The 17,248-nt window shown below is 54.7% G+C and carries 12 protein-coding genes; 8 read left to right on the top strand and 4 right to left on the bottom strand.

The genetic code is table 11. The features are described from left to right. The first annotated feature begins 34 nt into the window (after positions 1-34). From ilvM to NXT09_RS16280, 5 genes are all read left to right on the top strand, one after another. Positions 35-295, top strand: coding sequence for an acetolactate synthase 2 small subunit (gene ilvM / locus NXT09_RS16300; RefSeq protein WP_010294673.1), 261 nt, complete (start codon positions 35-37; stop codon positions 293-295). A 24-nt stretch (positions 296-319) separates the two neighbouring features. Next, complete coding sequence (locus NXT09_RS16295; RefSeq protein WP_095700894.1) at positions 320-1,246, top strand: branched-chain amino acid transaminase; 927 nt, start codon at positions 320-322, stop codon at positions 1,244-1,246. 73 nt (positions 1,247-1,319) lie between these two features. Continuing rightward, a complete protein-coding gene (gene ilvD, locus NXT09_RS16290; RefSeq protein ID WP_268580436.1) occupies positions 1,320-3,170 on the top strand; it encodes a dihydroxy-acid dehydratase in 1,851 nt (616 codons plus the stop codon). A 5-nt stretch (positions 3,171-3,175) separates the two neighbouring features. Then, a complete protein-coding gene (gene ilvA / locus NXT09_RS16285; protein WP_268580434.1) occupies positions 3,176-4,720 on the top strand; it encodes a threonine ammonia-lyase, biosynthetic in 1,545 nt (514 codons plus the stop codon). Positions 4,721-4,825: 105 nt separating this feature from the next. Further along, positions 4,826-5,569, top strand: coding sequence for a DUF2461 domain-containing protein (locus NXT09_RS16280; protein ID WP_039514214.1), 744 nt, complete (start codon positions 4,826-4,828; stop codon positions 5,567-5,569). Positions 5,570-5,587: 18 nt separating this feature from the next. On the opposite strand, the gene NXT09_RS16275 is transcribed toward NXT09_RS16280, so the two are convergent. Both NXT09_RS16275 and ilvY read right to left on the bottom strand, forming a co-directional pair. Then, on the bottom strand, positions 5,588-6,388 hold the full coding sequence (locus NXT09_RS16275; protein ID WP_268580430.1) for a lysozyme inhibitor LprI family protein: 801 nt from the start codon (positions 6,386-6,388) through the stop codon (positions 5,588-5,590). Continuing rightward, positions 6,385-7,275, bottom strand: a complete 891-nt coding sequence (gene ilvY, locus NXT09_RS16270; RefSeq protein WP_240584015.1) for an HTH-type transcriptional activator IlvY — start codon at positions 7,273-7,275, stop codon at positions 6,385-6,387. Before ilvY ends, NXT09_RS16275 begins: the two co-directional genes overlap by 4 nt. 167 nt (positions 7,276-7,442) lie before the next feature. Between ilvY and ilvC the strand changes: the two genes are divergently transcribed. Beyond that, positions 7,443-8,921 carry a ketol-acid reductoisomerase gene (gene ilvC / locus NXT09_RS16265; protein WP_010283900.1) on the top strand — a complete coding sequence of 493 codons (1,479 nt, stop codon included), beginning with the start codon at positions 7,443-7,445 and terminating at the stop codon, positions 8,919-8,921. A 114-nt stretch (positions 8,922-9,035) separates the two neighbouring features. Here ilvC and putP read toward each other — a convergent pair whose 3' ends face one another. Then, complete coding sequence (putP, locus tag NXT09_RS16260; protein WP_240584014.1) at positions 9,036-10,520, bottom strand: sodium/proline symporter PutP; 1,485 nt, start codon at positions 10,518-10,520, stop codon at positions 9,036-9,038. 196 nt (positions 10,521-10,716) lie between these two features. Between putP and putA the strand changes: the two genes are divergently transcribed. Then, positions 10,717-14,685 carry a trifunctional transcriptional regulator/proline dehydrogenase/L-glutamate gamma-semialdehyde dehydrogenase gene (gene putA / locus NXT09_RS16255; RefSeq protein WP_268580426.1) on the top strand — a complete coding sequence of 1,323 codons (3,969 nt, stop codon included), beginning with the start codon at positions 10,717-10,719 and terminating at the stop codon, positions 14,683-14,685. Between the two features lie 93 nt (positions 14,686-14,778). On the opposite strand, the gene ppiC is transcribed toward putA, so the two are convergent. Beyond that, positions 14,779-15,060: a peptidylprolyl isomerase PpiC gene (gene ppiC, locus NXT09_RS16250; protein WP_010294655.1), complete on the bottom strand. Its 282-nt coding sequence runs from the start codon at positions 15,058-15,060 to the stop codon at positions 14,779-14,781. A gap of 160 nt (positions 15,061-15,220) precedes the next feature. Here ppiC and rep point away from each other — a divergent pair, with 160 nt between their 5' ends. Then, on the top strand, positions 15,221-17,242 hold the full coding sequence (gene rep / locus NXT09_RS16245; RefSeq protein WP_182814222.1) for a DNA helicase Rep: 2,022 nt from the start codon (positions 15,221-15,223) through the stop codon (positions 17,240-17,242). The last annotated feature ends 6 nt before the right edge of the window (positions 17,243-17,248 follow it).

The following is a 17,248-nucleotide window of genomic DNA, read 5'->3' as shown; positions in this document are numbered from 1 at the left end:
CGACTTACACAGAATAAGTGCTGGAGACAACAGAATGACACACCATCAACTTTCGATTCAGGCGCGCTTTCGTCCCGAGGTTCTGGAGCGTGTATTGCGTGTTACCCGCCATCGCGGTTTCAAAGTTTGCGCGATGAATATGGTGCAAACCACCAATGCCGATCACATTAATATTGAACTGACCGTTGCCAGCCATCGCTCGGTGGATTTATTGTCAACGCAATTGAGCAAGCTGTTGGATATTGCCTGCGTTGATATTCAACCGATGACGACATCACAGCAGATCAGCGCCTAACGCAAAAGAATAAGGAAAAAAAGAATGACAAAAAAAGCGGATTACATTTGGTTCAATGGCGAGATGGTTCCATGGGCTGAAGCAAAAGTACACGTCATGTCGCATGCCCTGCATTATGGCACCTCCGTCTTTGAAGGCGTTCGTTGCTATAATTCACATAAGGGCCCGGTGGTTTTCCGTCACCGTGAGCACATGCAGCGCCTACGTGATTCGGCAAAAATTTACCGTATGCCCGTCGCACAAAGCGTAGATGAGCTGATGGAAGCCTGTCGTGAAACGCTGCGTAAAAATAACCTGACCAGCGCGTATATTCGTCCACTGGTGTTCATTGGTGATGTGGGTATGGGCGTTAACCCGCCAGATGGTTATCAAACCGACGTCATCATCGCGGCCTTCCCGTGGGGCGCGTATCTGGGTGAAGAGGCGTTGGAAGCCGGTATTGATGCGATGGTGTCGTCCTGGAATCGTGTGGCGGCGAATACCATTCCAACCGCCGCGAAAGCGGGTGGCAACTATCTATCCTCTCTGCTGGTGGGTAGCGAAGCACGTCGCCACGGCTATCAGGAAGGGATCGCGCTGGATGTCCACGGTTATGTTTCCGAAGGTGCGGGCGAAAACCTATTTGAAGTGAAAGACGGTATTATCTTCACGCCGCCGTTTACCTCTTCGGCGCTGCCGGGCATTACACGTGACGCTATCATCAAGCTGGCGAAAGATGCGGGATATGAAGTGCGTGAGCAGGTGCTGTCCCGCGAGTCATTGTATCTGGCCGATGAAGTCTTCATGTCCGGTACTGCGGCAGAGATTACCCCCGTGCGCAGCGTCGACGGCATTCAGGTCGGTGTTGGCAAACGCGGCCCAGTCACCAAAGCCTTACAGCAGGCGTTCTTTGGCCTCTTTACGGGTGAAACCGAAGATAAATGGGGCTGGTTGGATCCGATCAATCAGTAAGCAGTCAAGACAGACAGTCAGGCGGTGATACGTTCCGTCATCGCCAAATTCGTAATTTTTGGAGTAACAGAGCATGCCTAAGTACCGTTCAGCCACAACCACTCACGGCCGTAATATGGCTGGTGCCCGAGCCTTGTGGCGCGCCACCGGGATGACCGACGACGATTTTGGTAAACCGATTATCGCGGTGGTCAACTCCTTCACCCAATTCGTGCCAGGCCATGTGCACTTGCGCGATCTGGGTAAACTGGTTGCCGAGCAGATCGAAGCCTCCGGCGGCGTCGCGAAAGAATTTAACACCATTGCCGTTGATGACGGTATCGCGATGGGACACGGCGGCATGCTCTATTCTCTGCCTTCCCGTGAGCTGATCGCCGACTCCGTGGAATACATGGTCAATGCCCACTGTGCGGATGCCATGGTGTGTATTTCCAACTGCGACAAAATCACTCCGGGGATGTTAATGGCGTCGCTGCGCCTGAATATTCCGGTGATTTTTGTTTCTGGTGGCCCGATGGAAGCAGGGAAAACCAAGCTGTCTAACCAAATTATCAAGCTCGATCTCATCGATGCCATGATTCAGGGGGCAAACCCTAACGTCAGCGATGCCGACAGTGAGCAAATTGAACGTTCTGCCTGCCCGACCTGTGGTTCCTGTTCAGGGATGTTCACGGCGAACTCCATGAACTGCCTGACCGAAGCCTTGGGGCTCTCTCAGCCAGCCAATGGTTCCTTGCTTGCGACACATGCCGATCGTAAGGATCTGTTCCTGAACGCGGGTACGCGCATCGTAGGTCTGGCGAAGCGTTATTACGAGCAGGATGACGCAAGCGTATTGCCGCGCAACATCGCTAACAAAGCCGCGTTTGAAAACGCCATGATTCTGGATATCGCCATGGGCGGTTCCACCAATACCGTATTGCACCTGCTGGCCGCGGCGCAGGAAGGTGAAATTGATTTCACCATGTCAGATATTGACCGCCTTTCACGTAAGGTGCCACACCTGTGTAAAGTCGCGCCTAGTGGTCAGAAATACCATATGGAAGACGTACACCGTGCTGGTGGGGTTATCGGTATTTTGGGCGAGCTGGACAGAGCCGGCCTGCTGAACCGTGAAGTTAGCAACGTGTTGGGTAAAACGCTGCCGGAAACGCTGGAAGCCTACGACGTGATGCTGACGAAAGATGAAAGCGTGAAACGTATGTATTCTGCTGGCCCGGCGGGTATCCGTACGACCAAAGCGTTTTCTCAGGATTGCCGCTGGGATTCACTGGATACCGATCGTCAGGAAGGCTGCATCCGCTCGCGTGAATATGCTTACAGTCAGGATGGCGGATTAGCTGTGCTGTACGGCAACATTGCGTTAGATGGTTGCATCGTGAAAACCGCAGGCGTTGATAAAGATAGCCTGATTTTCCGCGGCCCGGCAAAAGTCTACGAAAGCCAGGATGACGCAGTAGAAGCGATCCTGGGCGGAAAAGTTGTCGCGGGTGATGTGGTCGTTATCCGTTACGAAGGACCGAAAGGTGGGCCGGGCATGCAGGAAATGCTGTATCCGACCACCTACCTGAAATCGATGGGCTTGGGTAAAAGCTGTGCACTGATCACGGATGGCCGTTTCTCTGGTGGTACGTCGGGGCTGTCTATCGGCCACGCGTCTCCTGAAGCCGCAAACGGTGGCACCATTGGTCTGGTGCAGGATGGCGACATGATTGACATTGATATCCCGAACCGCAGCATCGTGCTGGACGTTGCAGATAATGAACTGGCAAGCCGCCGCGAAGCGGAAGAGGCGAGAGGCGAGCAGGCCTGGACGCCACATAATCGTGAACGTCAGGTGTCTTTTGCGCTGCGTGCGTACGCTAGCCTGGCAACCAGCGCAGATAAGGGCGCTGTGCGGGATAAAAGCAAGCTGGGAGGCTAATGCTGATGGCTGTGTCACAACCTCTTCCTGCCGCGCCGGGAGGCGCGGAGTACCTGCGGGCAATCTTGCGCTCGCCAGTGTATGAAGTCACACAGGTCACTCCGCTGGAGAAGATGGAAAAGATCTCTTCGCGGCTGGGTAATGTCATTCTGGTAAAACGTGAAGACAGGCACGCGGTGCACAGCTTCAAGCTGCGTGGCGCGTACGCGATGATGGCTGGTCTGAGCGATGAGCAAAAATCCCACGGTGTGATAACGGCGTCAGCCGGTAACCATGCGCAAGGTGTTGCGCTCTCCTCCACCAAGCTGGGGATTAAATCGCTGATTGTGATGCCAGTGGCGACGGCTGATATCAAGGTGGATGCCGTGCGCGGTTTTGGCGGCGAAGTGCTGCTACACGGTGCCAACTTTGATGAGGCGAAGGCGAAGGCGATTGAGCTATCACAACAGCAACATATGACCTTTCTGCCGCCGTTCGATCACCCTGCGGTGATTGCCGGGCAGGGCACGCTGGCGATGGAATTACTACAGCAGGATGCGCATCTGGATCGCGTGTTTGTGCCAGTCGGCGGTGGTGGTTTGGCGGCGGGGGTTGCCGTACTGATCAAGCAGCTGATGCCGCAGATTCAGGTGATCGGCGTAGAAGCCGAAGATTCCGCCTGTCTGCGTGCGGCGCTGGATGCCGGGCAACCGGTCGATCTGCCGCGTGTCGGGTTGTTTGCCGAAGGCGTGGCGGTGAAGCGCATTGGCGATGAAACGTTCCGCCTGTGCCGGGAATATCTGGATGATGTGATTACCGTCGACAGCGATGCTATCTGTGCGGCTGTGAAAGATCTGTTCGAAGATGTCCGTGCGATTGCTGAACCGTCCGGCGCGCTGGCGTTGGCGGGGATGAAGAAATACATCCAACAGCATCAGATTCAGGGTGAGCGTCTGGCGCATATTCTGTCCGGCGCGAACGTCAACTTCCACGGGTTACGCTACGTTTCCGAACGCTGCGAGCTGGGTGAACAGCGCGAAGCCTTGCTGGCCGTGACGATCCCCGAGAAGCAGGGCAGCTTCCTGAAGTTTTGCCAACTGCTGGGTGGTCGTTCCGTTACCGAGTTCAACTACCGCTATGCGGATGCTAAAGACGCCTGCATTTTTGTCGGCGTGCGTCTGACGCGTGGTTATGCGGAGCGGCAGGAGATTATCGCCGAGCTGTCCGCGGACGGTTATGAAGTGGTGGACTTGTCCGATGATGAAATGGCGAAGCTGCACGTTCGTTATATGGTCGGCGGACGCCCTTCCAAACCGCTGCAGGAACGGCTGTACAGCTTTGAGTTCCCAGAATCACCGGGCGCATTACTGAAATTCCTGCATACGCTGGGGGCGCACTGGAATATTTCTCTGTTCCATTACCGCAGCCACGGCACGGATTTTGGTCGCGTGCTGGCCGCGTTCGAGCTGGAGGCGGGCGATCGGGAATTTGAGCAGCACCTACAGGCGCTGGGCTATGAATGCCATGACGAAACCAATAACCCCGCGTTCCGCTTCTTTTTAGCGGGTTAAGTTAGCGGTTAAATGTTGAGTGTTCCCCTAACGCCGCCGATGGTGTTTCGCCGTCGGCGGCGTTATCTTTATGTCATCTGACAGCAACAGGGATGGCATTTCTTTATGGCAACGCAGTTCACGGGTTTTTCTCAAGCGGGTTTAACGTTTCTTCAGCAGGTGCGTCAGTACAACGATAAAGCGTGGTTTGACGAGCACCGTGCGGTTTACGATGAGCAACTGGTTGCGCCGTTCCGCACGCTGGTGGATGAGCTCAGTCTGACCATGTTGCAGATTGACGACCATTTTGAAACGCGTCCTGCCATCGGCAAAACGCTCTCCCGTATTCACCGCGACACGCGCTTTTCTCACGATAAATCCCGCTATCGCAGTCAAATGTGGCTCACTTTCAAACGTACTCGCAAAGATTGGACGGACGCGCCGGTGTATTTCTTTGAAATCACGCCGGATACCTGGCGTTACGGGCTGGGTTATTACAGCGCGACGCGTAATACGATGGACCTATTCCGTCAGACGCTGCGCGGTAATCCGTCGCAGTTTCTTGAAGTCGCAAGCTGTCTGGGAAAGACCTTCACGCTGGAAGGCGAAAGCTACAAACGCCCGCTGATTAAAGGTCAGGAACCGGAGTTGGCTGATTGGTATAACCGTAAGTCGTTTGCCGCGATAGATACTCGACAGGATATGGACGCGTTGTTTTCCGGCGATCTGGTGACGGTTCTGTCACAAGGTTTTACCCAGCTTGAACCGCTCTATCATTACCTGATGAACGTCGAAACCATGAAGAAAGCCGCGCAGGAAACAGAGTCCGATACGCGGGCCTTTTCGGCGGATAAGTGGTTTGAACGCTAGAGCCAGAGCTAGCCAACACTACGGCGTTTTCTGCGGCTCCAGTGGCGTTTTATCGCGCTCTAACAAATAGTTAAACAGGTAACCTTCTTCCCGATTGCTGCCGAAGGTGGCGATTTGCAGATGATCATCGTCAATGCAGGTGAGCAGTATTTTCACCTGCTGGCCGAAGCTGCTTTCGCCTTTGCCAATCGCCTGGATATCGCTCATCTGACGAGCCGTAAAGGCGGAATCATCCAGCTTGTTTCCGTAGCGGAATGCAATGGATGCGCCGCCTTCAATCTTGCCGCGTTGGTTGGTCATCGTCAGGCTGACGGCATGATAGGGTGCTTTCTGGTCGTACATTTCCCGAAAATATTCCCCCAGATCGCGGTACTCCTCGGCGGAAAGCCCGGACATCACATACTCATAGCTGAATGAGCCGTGGAAACAAGCGGTGCTTTTCACGGGCGTAATCGGCGATGGGAGTGCGTGCTGTGCGATGTCATTCAGATAGCGCAGCCGGTTTAACTGCTGCTGGTAGCGTTGACGTAAACAGTCTTCGTCTTTGCACTGGTCGCGTGTGGTCAGCCAGCTGCGCTGAAACTGGTTGAGCGTTTTTTCCCACGGCGCGCTGTTGTCGTACACCGTCAGGAACGCGCGGGAGGTCTTCCATGCCTGTGCCAGTTCTTCATCGAGCTGCCCGAGCAATGGGCTGGCACAAATCAGCTTTTCCTGAACTGAAGCTGCTTTGTCGCAGGAGAAGCTGGCGGCTTGCGCATTGTGGCTGATGGAAGCAAACGTCACCCCTGCGGCGATGAGGGCAGTGAAGGCTATCTTCATGGGGTGTCCTGTAATATGTCCCAAAAGGCGGCAATCAGCGGTTCGCTAAGCCGTTTTTTCTGTACGCACACGCCGAGTTCAAGCGGCTCCATCACCTGTTCGACAAAGACGGAAACGCGGTTGCGTACCGGTTCCGGGCTGTTCTCCAGTACGACGTTTGGAATCAGCGCAATGCCGCAGCCTAGGGCGACCATCGATACCATCGCTTCATGCCCAGAGATGGTGGCGTAAATTTGCGGGTTGGTGATGTGGTTGCGCCGGAACCACAGATCGATGCGCTTACGCACCGGGCCGTGCTCCGGCAGGATGAACGGAATCTGCGACCAGTCTGGGTCTGCCTGCCGCACCAGCGACTGCACGGGGCAGGGAAGTGCTGGGATAATCAACGCCAGAGGCAGTTTATCGAGCGGCATGAAGTCAACGCTGGCTGGGAGCGCTTCCGGGCGTCCCGCTATCCCCAAATCCCCATCGTTCGACTGAATTTTCTCAACAGCATCGGCGGCATCGCCCGTCGTCAGTTTAATTTCTACCAGCGGGTGCAGCGCCCGAAAGCGATCCAGAATCGGCGGTAGGTGGCTGTAGGCGGCGGTGACGGAACAGAAGATCCGCAGCTCGCCGCTTAATGACGGCCCGTGCTGGTCTATCGTGTGGCGTAGCTGCTGGTATTGCAGCAGCGTTTGCTGGGCGAACTGCTTCAGGTGCTCTCCGGCATCGGTAAGCTGCACGGTACGGTTATCGCGCAGAAACAGCGTCTGTCCTAAATCCTCTTCCAGCCGCTGAATTTGCCGTGACAGCGTGGACGGGCTGATGTGCATCGCCTTGGCGGTACGGCCAAAGTGTCGACTTTCCGCGAGGTGCAGGAATAATTTGAGATCACGTAGATCCATGCGATACAGGCCCCGTTTTTTATCTTGCAGATAGTGCAATGTGACGTTGTTAATATATCAATTTAAGCAACGCAATTCCTGTCATATGATGGGGTCATAGTGAATTCCCATCTGGTGGGAATCCTTTCTCGAATAACAGACAAACAAAACCGTATACGGAGCACGACATGGCTAACTATTTCAACACATTAAACCTGCGTCAGCAGCTGGATCAATTGGGCAAGTGCCGCTTCATGGGGCGTGATGAATTTGCCGATGAGGCGAGCTACCTGAAAGGGAAAAAAGTGGTGATCGTCGGCTGTGGTGCTCAGGGTCTGAACCAGGGTCTGAACATGCGTGATTCCGGTCTGGATATCGCTTACGCCCTGCGTGCTGAAGCGATTGCCGAAAAACGCGCATCATGGCGTAAAGCGACCGAAAACGGCTTCACTGTTGGCACTTACGAAGATCTGATCCCACAGGCTGACCTGGTCGTTAACCTGACGCCGGACAAACAGCACTCCGCAGTAGTTCAGGCGGTACAACCGCTGATGAAACAGGGCGCTGCGCTGGGCTACTCTCACGGTTTCAACATCGTTGAAGTGGGCGAGCAAATCCGTAAAGACATCACCGTTGTGATGGTGGCACCGAAGTGCCCGGGTACGGAAGTTCGTGAAGAATACAAACGTGGTTTCGGCGTACCAACGCTGATCGCGGTTCACCCGGAAAACGATCCGAAAGGCGAAGGCATGGCCATCGCTAAAGCGTGGGCTGCGGCTACCGGTGGTCACCGCGCTGGCGTTCTGCAATCCTCTTTCGTTGCAGAAGTGAAATCTGACCTGATGGGCGAGCAGACCATTCTGTGCGGTATGTTGCAGGCGGGTTCTCTGCTGAGTTTCGACAAACTGGTTGCTGAAGGCACCGATCCAGCTTATGCAGAAAAACTGATTCAGTTCGGCTGGGAAACCATCACCGAAGCGCTGAAGCAGGGCGGGATCACGCTGATGATGGATCGCCTGTCTAACCCGGCGAAACTGCGTGCTTACGCACTGTCTGAGCAGCTGAAAGGCATCATGGCACCGTTGTTCCAGAAACACATGGATGACATCATCTCCGGCGAATTCTCCAGCGGCATGATGGCTGACTGGGCGAACGATGACGTGAAACTGCTGACCTGGCGTGAAGAGACCGGTAAAACGGCATTCGAAAACGCACCACAGTTCGACGGCAAAATCGCTGAGCAGGAATACTTTGATAACGGCGTGCTGATGGTTGCGATGGTGAAAGCGGGCGTTGAGCTGGCGTTTGAAACCATGGTGAGCTCCGGCATCATCGAAGAGTCGGCTTACTACGAATCACTGCATGAGCTGCCGCTGATCGCCAACACCATCGCGCGTAAGCGTCTGTATGAAATGAACGTGGTTATCTCTGATACCGCAGAATACGGTAACTACCTGTTTGCTAACGCTGCCGTGCCATTGCTGAAAGATGCGTTCATGGCATCCCTGCAGCCGGGCGACCTGGGCAAAGCGGTAGCGGGTACCGAAGTGGACAACGCTCAACTGCGTGATGTTAACGAAGCGATCCGTAACCACCCAATCGAAACCGTAGGCCACACGCTGCGCGGTTACATGAAAGACATGAAGCGTATCGCCGTTGCGGGTTAATTTCCGTCGGTGATCGAAATAGAAGAGGGCACAGCATTAGCTGTGCCCTCTTTTTTTATCAACGAATGCTTTTATCGCCGGGCTTTTGTAGCAATAGCAAACGTATGTGTTTTATCAAACGGACTTGTATTCGGCTTCCGCCTGATTGAAGCGGTCAGTAATCGCTTTTGATGGCGCTTTACCCAGCAGACTGACGATGAAAATGGTCAGGCTGTTGAAGATGAAGCCAGGGATGATTTCATACAGACCCAGCCAGGCGTAATGTTCCCAGATCAGCACTGTAGCCGCACCTACGATCATACCGAATAGGGCACCGTTGCGCGTCATGCGCGGCCACAGCAGAGAAATCAAAATCACCGGCCCGAATGCGGCACCGAACCCGGCCCAGGCATAGCTCACCAGACCCAGCACGCGGTTTTCAGGATTAAACGCCAGCGCGATGGAGATGATAGCCACTAACAGCACCATGGCGCGTCCCACCCAGACCAGCTCTTTCTGGCTGGCATTTTTGCGCAGGAAGGGTTTGTATAAATCTTCGGTGATGGCGCTGGAACACACCAGCAACTGGCAGCTTAGCGTACTCATCACGGCGGCCAGAATCGCAGACAGCAGCACCCCGGCAATCCACGGATTGAACAGCAGCATCGACAGCTCGATAAATACGCGTTCGCTGTTTTGCGTCACGTTACCTGCCTGATCTGGGTTGTTGTGGAAGTAAGCAATGCCGAAGAAGCCTACCGTCACGGCACCAGCCAGACAAAGAATCATCCAGGTCATACTGATGCGGCGTGCGCTGTGGATTGTGTGGTGTGAATCGGCGGCCATAAAACGCGCCAGAATGTGCGGCTGACCGAAATAGCCCAGACCCCAGCCCATCAGCGAGAGGATAGCGACAAAATTCAGCCCTCTGAACATATCCAGGTTGGCCGGGTTTTTCGCTTCAATCACCATCAGTGAGCTATCAATTCCTCCAAGAGACAGGATGACGATCACTGGCGTCAGAATCAGGGCGAAAATCATCAGGCTGGCCTGAACGGTGTCTGTCCAGCTCACGGCCAGAAAGCCGCCGATGAAGGTATAGGCAATGGTGGCTGCTGCTCCGGCCCACAACGCGGTGCCGTAACTCATACCGAAGGTACTTTCAAACAGGCGCGCTCCAGCGACCACGCCGGATGCACAATAGATAGTGAAGAAAATCAGGATCACTAACGCGGAAATCACACGCAGTAATTTGCTGTTATCTTCAAAGCGGTGGGTGAAATAGTCAGGAAGGGTGAGCGCGTTGTGGTTTACCTCAGTGTGTACGCGCAGGCGTCCGGCGACCCATTTCCAGTTCAGGTACGCGCCTAGCGTCAGGCCGATCGCGATCCAGCTTTTAGAAATCCCGGCGATGAAAATAGCGCCAGGTAATCCCATGAGCAGCCAGCCGCTCATATCGGAAGCGCCAGCCGACAGTGCGGTGACCACGCTGCCCATTCGACGTCCGCCCAGAATGTAATCGCCAAAGTTGTTGGTAGCGCGGTAGGCAAACAGGCCGATGAGGACCATCCCGAAAATATACAACAGAAACGTCACCAGCATAGGTGTGCTTATTGTCATTCAACTCTCCACATTATTTTTCGTGCCGCTGTCGCGGCGACGCTGTGTTTTATAGTAATCACTCAGGCCGGAACGAGGTCTGACGGTGATGATGGGCTGCAACCGATCCATTTGTTAACAAGGTTGCACAAAGTTGCAACATGGTTGATATTGACGTTATCCCGATGTGCATCTTCTCATTATAGGAGTGGACTCTATGGGCTCTACCACGATGGGTGTGAAACTCGATGAGGAAACGCGCGAACGTATCAAGGCGGCAGCACAGCGTATTGATCGTACACCGCACTGGCTGATCAAACAGGCTATTTTCCATTACCTTGAACGCCTCGAAAGCGGCCTCGACACTCCTGAAACACCGCAATGGGCGAATGTCAGCCACATTGAAGCGGAAGAGATTATGCCGCAATCTCAGGAAGAAGAAACCCACCTACCCTTTCTTGATTTCGCCGAGCACATTCTTCCGCAGTCCGTTATCCGCGCCGCCATCACTTCTGTTTACCGCCGCCCCGAAAGTGAACTAGTGCCTATCTTGCTCGAACAGGCAAGACTTACCGATGAAATGTCGCAGTTAACGCAGAAACTGGCTTATCAGCTGGCAGAGAAATTACGCGGCCAGAAAGCCGGAAGTGGGCGTGCGGGCATTGTGCAAGGGCTGCTACAGGAATTCTCACTTTCTTCTCAGGAAGGGGTGGCGCTGATGTGCTTAGCCGAAGCGCTGCTGCGTATTCCTGATAAATCCACGCGCGATGCGCTGATCCGCGACAAAATCAGTCGGGGAAATTGGCAGGCGCATCTTGGTCACAGTCCGTCACTTTTTGTGAATGCTGCAACCTGGGGGCTGCTGTTTACCGGAAAGCTGGTGGCGACGCACAACGAAGTGAACCTCTCTAATTCGCTGAACCGCATCATCGGGAAAAGCGGTGAGCCGCTTGTCCGCAAAGGGGTCGATATGGCTATGCGGCTGATGGGGGAGCAGTTTGTCACTGGGGAAACCATTGGTGAAGCGCTGGCGAATGCCCGCGAACGGGAGAATAAAGGCTTCCGTTACTCTTATGACATGTTAGGTGAAGCGGCACTGACGGAACACGATGCTGCCGCGTATCTGACGGCCTATCAGCAGGCGATTCATGCTATCGGCAAAGCCTCGAACGGGCGCGGGATTTATGAAGGGCCGGGTATTTCCATCAAGCTGTCGGCGCTGCATCCCCGCTATAGCCGATCGCAGTATGATCGTGTGATGGAGGAACTTTATCCGCGTTTGTTGATGCTGACGCTGCTGGCGCGTCAGTACGATATCGGGATCAATATTGACGCGGAGGAAGCCGATCGATTGGAGATCTCGCTCGATCTGCTGGAAAAACTCTGTATGGAGCCGCAGTTGGCAGGGTGGAATGGTATCGGGTTTGTCATTCAGGCTTATCAGAAACGCTGCCCGTATGTGATTGATGCGTTGATTGAGCTGGCGCAGCGCAGCCGTCGGCGGCTGATGATTCGTCTGGTGAAAGGAGCGTACTGGGACAGTGAAATCAAGCGCGCGCAGGTTGACGGGCTGGAAGGCTACCCGGTCTACACGCGTAAGGTCTATACCGATGTGTCGTATCTGGCATGCGCCCGCAAGCTGCTGGCCGTACCGAATCTGATTTACCCGCAGTTCGCCACGCACAACGCGCAGACGGTAAGCGCGATCTACCACATGGCGGGCAACAATTATTATCCCGGTCAGTATGAGTTTCAGTGCCTGCACGGCATGGGGGAACCGCTCTACGATCAGGTGGTGGGCGCGGTTGCTGACGGCAAGCTGAACCGTCCGTGCCGTATTTATGCCCCGGTCGGAACCCATGAAACGCTATTGGCTTATCTGGTGCGACGCCTGCTGGAAAACGGCGCGAATACCTCGTTTGTTAACCGCATTGCAGATACCTCAATGGCGCTGGAAACGCTGATTGCCGATCCGATTCGTGGCGTAGAGGCGCTGGCAAAAGTGGAGTGGATCATGGGCGCACCACATCCCAAGATTCCTCTGCCGCGTCAGCTATATGGGCAGGAACGGCAAAATTCGAGCGGACTGGATCTCTCGAACGAGCACCGACTGGCTTCGCTCTCCAGCGCGTTGCTGAATCATGCGTCACAGCCGTGGTATGCCGCGCCAATGATTGAGGGGGAAAGCGAGGCGAGTGAAGAAAGACCTGTCGTGAATCCCGCGGATGTGCACGATGTGGTGGGTTACGTTCTCGATGCCTCGGTGGCGGATGTTGAGCTGGCGGTAGATGCCGCGGTACATGCTGGCACCATCTGGTTTGCGACGCCACCTGCAGAGCGTGCCGCGATATTGAATCAGGCCGCCTCGCTGATGGAAGCGCAGTTGCAAAGCCTGCTGGGGCTGCTGGTGCGGGAAGCGGGTAAATCCTTCAGTAACGCGATTGCGGAAGTACGCGAAGCGGTGGACTTCTTACGTTATTACGCGGCTCAGATTCGAGACACGTTCACTAACGATACCCATCGTCCGCTGGGGCCGGTGGTTTGCATCAGCCCGTGGAATTTCCCGCTGGCGATCTTCACCGGTCAAATTTCTGCCGCACTGGCGGCAGGAAACAGCGTGCTGGCAAAACCGGCTGAACAGACGCCGCTGGTTGCGGCACAGGCGGTGCGTATTTTACATGAGGCGGGCATTCCTCTGGGCGTGCTGCAACTGCTGCCCGGACAGGGAGAAACGATTGGTGCCGCGTTGGTGAACGATGAACGGGTACGCGGCGTGGTGTTTACCGGGTCGACGGCCGTTGCCAAAACCCTGCAACGCAGCATCGCGGGTAGGCTCGATCCACAGGGGCGTTTGACGCCGCTGATTGCCGAAACGGGTGGCCTGAATGCGATGATTGTCGATTCGTCTGCGCTGACGGAGCAGGTGGTGAATGACGTTATCGCCTCTGCGTTCGACAGCGCCGGACAGCGTTGCTCGGCGCTGCGTCTACTGTGTCTGCAAGAGGATATTGCGGATCGCACCTTGGATATGCTGCGTGGCGCGATGGCGGAATGCCGAATGGGGAATCCTGAACGGTTATCGACCGACATCTGCCCGCTAATTGACGCGGAAGCGAAAGAGAACGTGGAACGGCATATTCAGACGATGCGGGCAAAAGGCCATACGGTATTTCAGGCCGCGTATTCGCAGGATGAGGAGACGTGGCGGCACGGGACGTTTGTGAAACCGACCCTGATCGAACTGGGCAAGATAGACGAGCTGAAAAAAGAAGTTTTTGGTCCAGTTTTACACGTAGTTCGCTATCAAAGCCAGCAGTTGGATGCAGTGATTGAGCAGATCAACGCGGCGGGATACGGTCTGACGCTGGGTGTGCATACCCGTATTGATGAGACTATTCAGCGTGTGACGGGCAAGGCGAAGGTGGGTAATCAATATGTGAACCGCAATATGGTTGGTGCCGTTGTTGGTGTTCAACCGTTTGGTGGGGAAGGTTTATCAGGAACCGGACCAAAGGCGGGCGGGCCGCTTTATCTGTACCGCTTGCTGACACATCGGCCGGACGACGCGCTTGCGGCAGAATTCGCACAGCAGAACCGCGAGCAGGCGCTGGATGTGTCTGCCCGATCGTCGCTGCTAGCGGGGCTACAGGCGCTGGAAGACTGGGCGATTGCTGGGGAACGTGACGGGCTCGCGACGTTATGCCAGCTCTATAGAGAATATAGCGTTAGCGGGACAACCCGACTGCTGCCCGGCCCGACAGGGGAAAGTAATTCCTATGCGCTGCTACCGCGTGAGCGGATTCTGTGTCTGGCGGATAATGAGGACGATCGCTTGATTCAGACGGCGGCGGTGCTGGCAATCGGCGGGGCGTTGCTATGGCCGGAAGGTGAGCAGGAGAAAACGCTTTATGGCCGTTTACCCGCAGGCGTGCAGTCGCATATTCAGTTCACGCTTGACTGGCAGCGGCAAGACGTGTCTTTTCATGGCGTCATTTATCATGGGGATGCCGATCGGTTACGGCAACTGAGTGAGGTGCTTGCAGAGCGCGATGGCCCAATTATCCAGCCGTTAGGCTATGCGCAGGGCGATACCCACGTTCAGTTGGAGCGTCTGCTGACCGAACGCTCTCTGAGTATCAATACCGCCGCCGCAGGCGGCAATGCTAGCCTGATGACGATAGGCTAGTTAGGCAGTTAATAGAAAAAACGCGCCAAACCAGAAGGTCGGCGCGTTTTTTATGTTCGGGGCGTCGGTGTGACGACTGAGTTGCGGTACAACTTAATTGCGATACAACACCTTGATCACATGGTAACCAAACTGGGTTTTCACCGGACCAAACGGTTTCAGTAATTCGCAGGAAAACACCGCCTTATCGAAAGCTGGCACCATGTCACCTTTACGAAACTCACCTAAATCGCCGCCGTTGCGTTTTGACGGGCAGGTCGAGTGCTTCTGTGCCAGTTTCTGGAAGTCTGCACCTTTTTCCAGTTGCGCAAGAATGTCATTAGCTTCCTGCTCAGTGTCTACCAGGATGTGTAGGGCTGCTGCGGTATTGGCCATGTTATTACCTTTTTTGCAAAAGAGATTCCGGCGCGCAATGTAACATTTGCAACGCAAGATGTGGACTGCGATATGCTTTCCTTAATAACAAATCCCTGGTCAAGATCGATACGGCTTTCTGCTACAATCGCCTTCCGTTTTATGAGTGAGCAAGATCGTTATGCGCTTAAACCCCAGCCAACAACACGCCGTCGAATTCGTCACCGGACCTTGTCTGGTACTGGCGGGCGCAGGCTCAGGCAAGACCCGTGTTATCACCAACAAAATCGCGCACCTTATTCGCCAGTGTGGCTATCAGGCTAAGCACATTGCCGCTGTGACGTTTACCAACAAAGCGGCGCGTGAGATGAAGGAGCGCGTGGCGCAGACGCTGGGGCGTAAAGAAACGCGTGGGCTGATGATTGCGACCTTCCATACGTTGGGGCTGGAGATCATCAAACGTGAATACGTCGCGTTGGGCATGAAATCTAATTTTTCCCTGTTTGACGATCAGGACCAGATGGCGCTGCTGAAAGAGCTGACGGAACAGTGGCTGGAGAACGATAAGGTTCTGCTGCAACAGCTGATCTCGACGATCTCAAACTGGAAAAACGATCTGATCGATCCTGCCGGTGCGGCAGCAACCGCTCGCTCCGAACGCGACAAGCTGTTTGTGCATTGCTACTCGCTCTATCACGACCATCTGCGTGCCTGTAACGTGCTGGACTTCGACGATCTGATTTTGCTGCCCACGCTGTTGCTGAAGCAGAACGCTGAGGTGCGTGAACGCTGGCAGAACCGCTTACGCTACCTGCTGGTGGATGAATATCAGGACACCAACACCAGCCAGTATGAGCTGGTTAAGCTGCTGGTCGGCACCCGTGCGCGTTTTACCGTCGTAGGGGATGACGATCAGTCTATTTACTCCTGGCGCGGTGCGCGGCCGCAGAATCTGGTGTTGCTACAGCAGGATTTCCCCGCGCTTGACGTGATTAAGCTGGAACAAAACTACCGCTCGTCCGGGCGCATTCTGAAAGCCGCCAATATTCTCATCGCCAATAACCCGCACGTTTTTGAAAAGCGGCTGTTCTCGGAACTGGGTTACGGTGATGAACTCAAAGTGATTACCGCCAACAATGAAGATCACGAAGCGGAGCGGGTCGTTGGTGAACTGATCGCCCATCACTTTATTAAAAAGACCCAGTACGGCGACTATGCCATTTTGTATCGTGGTAACCATCAATCGCGTCTGTTTGAAAAGATGCTGATGCAGAACCGTATTCCGTATCGCATCTCCGGCGGCACGTCGTTTTTCTCCCGACCTGAAATCAAAGATTTACTGGCTTACCTACGCGTACTGACCAACCCAGAAGATGACAGTGCATTCTTACGCATTGTGAACACGCCCAAGCGTGAGATTGGCCCGGCGACGATGAAGAAGCTAGGTGAGTGGGCAGGGCAGCGCAATAAAGGCCTGTTCAGCGCGAGTTTTGATCTCGGGCTAAGCCAGTCGCTGACCGGGCGTGGGCTGGAATCCCTGCAACGGTTTACCCAGTGGCTGGCGGAAATCGCCCGTCTGGCAGAGCGTGAACCGGTCGCCGCCGTGCGAGATCTGATTCATGGGTTGGACTACGAAAGCTGGCTGTATGAAACCTCGCCGAGCCCAAAAGCTGCAGAAATGCGGATGAAGAACGTCAATCAGCTATTCAGCTGGATGACGGAAATGCTGGAAGGGTCCGATCTGGATGAACCCATGACGCTTACGCAGGTCGTAACGCGCTTCACGCTGCGTGACATGATGGAACGTGGAGAGAGTGAAGAGGAACTGGATCAGGTTCAGCTAATGACGCTGCATGCGTCCAAAGGCTTGGAATTCCCGTATGTCTTTCTGGTTGGGATGGAAGAAGGTCTGTTGCCGCACCAGAGCAGCATTGATGAAGATAACGTCGACGAAGAGCGTCGTTTGGCATACGTGGGGATTACGCGTGCTCAGCGCGAACTGTTCTTCACATTGTGCAAAGAACGTCGCCAGTATGGCGAGTTGGTGCGCCCTGAACCGAGTCGTTTCCTGCTTGAACTGCCGCAGGATGATGTGGTGTGGGAAACAGAAAGAAAGGTGGTTAGCGCACAAGAGCGTATGCAGAAAGGTCAGACGAACGTTGCCAATATTCGAGCGATGCTAGCGAAAGCAAAAGGGGAGTAAAGCGCG

Origin of the sequence: Pectobacterium jejuense, from assembly GCF_026800125.1 — a bacterium.
Taxonomy (GTDB): Bacteria; Pseudomonadota; Gammaproteobacteria; order Enterobacterales; family Enterobacteriaceae; genus Pectobacterium; species Pectobacterium jejuense.
Note: the sequence above shows the minus strand (reverse complement) of the source record. Positions and strands in the feature narration are given on the sequence as shown.

Bases quoted from the DNA above. Each gene is read 5' to 3' on its own strand.
- putA (WP_268580426.1), top strand. From the start codon at position 10,717: ATGGGCTCTACCACGATGGGTGTGAAACTCGATGAGGAAACGCGCGAA.
- ilvC (WP_010283900.1), top strand. From the start codon at position 7,443: ATGGCTAACTATTTCAACACATTAAACCTGCGTCAGCAGCTGGATCAA.
- NXT09_RS16280 (WP_039514214.1), top strand. From the start codon at position 4,826: ATGGCAACGCAGTTCACGGGTTTTTCTCAAGCGGGTTTAACGTTTCTT.
- ilvM (WP_010294673.1), top strand. From the start codon at position 35: ATGACACACCATCAACTTTCGATTCAGGCGCGCTTTCGTCCCGAGGTT.
- NXT09_RS16295 (WP_095700894.1), top strand. From the start codon at position 320: ATGACAAAAAAAGCGGATTACATTTGGTTCAATGGCGAGATGGTTCCA.
- putP (WP_240584014.1), bottom strand. From the start codon at position 10,520: ATGACAATAAGCACACCTATGCTGGTGACGTTTCTGTTGTATATTTTC.
- rep (WP_182814222.1), top strand. From the start codon at position 15,221: ATGCGCTTAAACCCCAGCCAACAACACGCCGTCGAATTCGTCACCGGA.
- ilvY (WP_240584015.1), bottom strand. From the start codon at position 7,275: ATGGATCTACGTGATCTCAAATTATTCCTGCACCTCGCGGAAAGTCGA.
- ilvA (WP_268580434.1), top strand. From the start codon at position 3,176: ATGGCTGTGTCACAACCTCTTCCTGCCGCGCCGGGAGGCGCGGAGTAC.
- ilvD (WP_268580436.1), top strand. From the start codon at position 1,320: ATGCCTAAGTACCGTTCAGCCACAACCACTCACGGCCGTAATATGGCT.
- NXT09_RS16275 (WP_268580430.1), bottom strand. From the start codon at position 6,388: ATGAAGATAGCCTTCACTGCCCTCATCGCCGCAGGGGTGACGTTTGCT.
- ppiC (WP_010294655.1), bottom strand. From the start codon at position 15,060: ATGGCCAATACCGCAGCAGCCCTACACATCCTGGTAGACACTGAGCAG.